2 protein-coding genes are annotated in these 2,559 nt (G+C 70.0%); both read right to left on the bottom strand.

Annotated features, from left to right (window positions below; genetic code table 11):
- The coding region (locus tag ACSFA3_RS22170; RefSeq protein ID WP_435507667.1) for a 7TM diverse intracellular signaling domain-containing protein at positions 1-820 on the bottom strand (820 nt) is incomplete at its 3' end.
- An 8-nt stretch (positions 821-828) separates the two neighbouring features.
- Positions 829-2,550, bottom strand: coding sequence for a single-stranded-DNA-specific exonuclease RecJ (gene recJ / locus ACSFA3_RS22165; RefSeq protein WP_435507668.1), 1,722 nt, complete (start codon positions 2,548-2,550; stop codon positions 829-831).
- Positions 2,551-2,559: the final 9 nt, after the last annotated feature.

Raw genomic sequence — 2,559 nt, 5'->3', positions numbered from 1 at the left:
GGGCGATGGCGGTCAGCACCGCGTCGCCACCCGCGCGGCCATGTCGCTCGTTCACGGCCTTGAAGCCGTTCAGGTCGATCAGCATCAGCGAGAAAGGCCGGCCGTCGCGCAGCCATTCCTCGCCGCGGTTCTCGAAACCGGCACGGCTGGCGGCGCCGGTGAGAGCGTCGGTGCCCGAGTCTTCCGCTTTCCGCTGCGTGCGCGCCTCGCCACCGCCATCGCCCCGCAGGCGCATACCGAGCGCGAAGATGAAGACGACCAGTTCGGCGATCACTGCGGCCTGCACCAGATTCGGCTGGGGCGGCGCCCATGCCGGCCCGATCCAGGCCGACATCCGCGCAATCGAGAGGCCGCCGAGCAGCAGTGCCGCGCCGGCCAGGAACAGCGCTGCCGGCCAGGGCTGGCGGCGCAGCACCTTCACAGCGCCCGCCGCGAGGATCACGGTGGAAGCCACCGCCAGCGCCTGCACCATGCGCAGCGTCCACAGGCGCTGCGTCTCGAGGGCGGCATAGAGCGTGGCGATCGCGAAGATGACCAGGGTTGCTTGTGCGATGCGGTCGAGCCGGGGCGCGAAATCTTCCAGCCGCAGCAATTGCCGCACGAACTGCAGCCGGCAGGCCGTCCACAACACCAGCGCCGCCGCGGGCCATTGTGCGAATTGCGCGGAAGGCGCGAGGCTGTTCAACCCGGCGAAGGCGGCCAGTGCGCACGCGCAGCTCAACGCGTACCAGCCGTGGACCTTCGTGCCGAACGCCAGCAGCAGCACCAGGCCGCACACCGTCAGGCCGGCCAGCAGGCCGTAGCTCACGCCGTCGAACATCGGGCCCCTTAAAACTCCGCGCCTTCGACCAGGAAGCGCAGCCTGCGCACGCCCTGCCATTCATCGGCATCGAGCCGGAACGCCAGCTTGACCTTCGGCGGCAGCGGCTCGGTGTGGCTGAACCAGATCGCATCGATGGGCTGGCCCTGGTGCCTGAGCTTGAGCGACAGGTGCTTCTCGCCCACCAGCCGCTGCGAGACCACTTCCACCTCTTCGCTGAAGGTGGGCGGCGCAAAGCCCTGGCCCCACACCTCGCGGTGCAGCGTGTCGACGAGGTCGATGCGCATGTACTCGCGCGCTATCGGCCCGTCGGTCTCGATCTGCCGCGTGAGCTCGGCCTCGGCCAGCCATTCGCCGGCCACCTGCGCGAAGCCTTTTTCGAAAGTCTCGAAGTGCTCGCGCGCGACCGTGCAGCCGGCTGCCATCGCATGGCCGCCGAAGCGCAGCAGCACGCCCGGGTGGCGCTTGGCCACGAGGTCGAGCGCGTCGCGCAGATGAAAGCCGGGAATCGAGCGGCCCGAGCCCTTCAGCTCCTGCTCCTTGCCCGGCGCGCCGCTCGCGGCGAAGACGAAAGTCGGGCGGTGAAAGCGGTCCTTGATGCGCGAGGCCACGATGCCCACCACGCCTTCGTGAAAGCCCGCGTCGAACACGCTGATGGCCGGTGGCGGGGCTTCGATGCCTTCGCCATCGGTGGCGAACAGCGATTCGGCCAGCAGCAGCGCCTGGTCGCGCATGCCGCCCTCGATGTCGCGTCGCTCGCGGTTGATGCCGTCGAGCATGCGCGCGAGTTCCTCGGCGCGGCCTGCGTCGTCGGTCAGCAGGCATTCGATGCCCAGCGTCATGTCGGCCAGCCGGCCAGCGGCGTTGATGCGCGGGCCGAGGGCAAAGCCGAAGTCGAATGTGGTGGCTGCCGATGCATTGCGGCCAGCGGCCTTGAACAGTGCGGCCACGCCGGCGGGCATCGTGCCGGCACGGATGCGGCGCAGGCCTTGCGCCACAAGGCGGCGGTTGTTGGCGTCGAGCTTCACCACGTCGGCCACGGTGCCGAGCGCCACAAGCGGCAGCAGCACATCGAGCTTGGGCTGCGTGGCCGTGTCGAACACGCCGCGCTTGCGCAACTCGGAGCGCAACGCGAGCAGCACATAGAACATCACGCCGACACCGGCGATGCTCTTGCTCTCGAACTCGCAGCCGGGCTGGTTGGGGTTGACCAGCACGTCGGCCGAGGGCAGCTCGGGGCCGGGCAGGTGGTGGTCGGTCACCAGCACCTGCAGGCCGCGCACCTTGGCGGCGGCCACGCCTTCGACGCTGGCGATGCCGTTGTCGACGGTGATCAGCATGTCGGCGCCGCTGTCGGCCACGCGCTCGGCAATGGGCGGCGTGAGGCCGTAGCCGTCGACCACGCGATCGGGCACAAGGTAGCTCACGTGCTTTGCGCCCAGCAGGCGCAGGCCGCGCACGCCGACCGCGCAGGCGGTGGCGCCGTCGCAGTCGTAGTCGGCAACGATGCACAGGCGCTTGACCTGGGCGATGGCGTCGGCCAGCAGCGCCGCGGCCTCGTGCGTGCCGCGCAGCGTGTCGGGGAGCAGCAGGCGTGCGAGGCCGTCGTCGAGTTCTTCCTTGGCGCGCACGCCGCGGGCGGCGAAGAGCCTTGCCAGCAGCGGATGCACGCCGGCCTGCTCCAGCGCCCAGACGGTGCGCGGGGGGATTTCCCTGGCGATGATCTTCATAGCGCCTCC

It is taken from the genome of Variovorax glucosi (assembly GCF_051216695.1).
GTDB lineage: Bacteria > Pseudomonadota > Gammaproteobacteria > Burkholderiales > Burkholderiaceae_C > Variovorax.
The sequence above is the reverse complement of the archived record's forward strand: the minus strand, read 5'-3'. Positions and strand labels throughout refer to the sequence as shown.

Bases quoted from the DNA above. Each gene is read 5' to 3' on its own strand.
- recJ (WP_435507668.1), bottom strand. From the start codon at position 2,550: ATGAAGATCATCGCCAGGGAAATCCCCCCGCGCACCGTCTGGGCGCTG.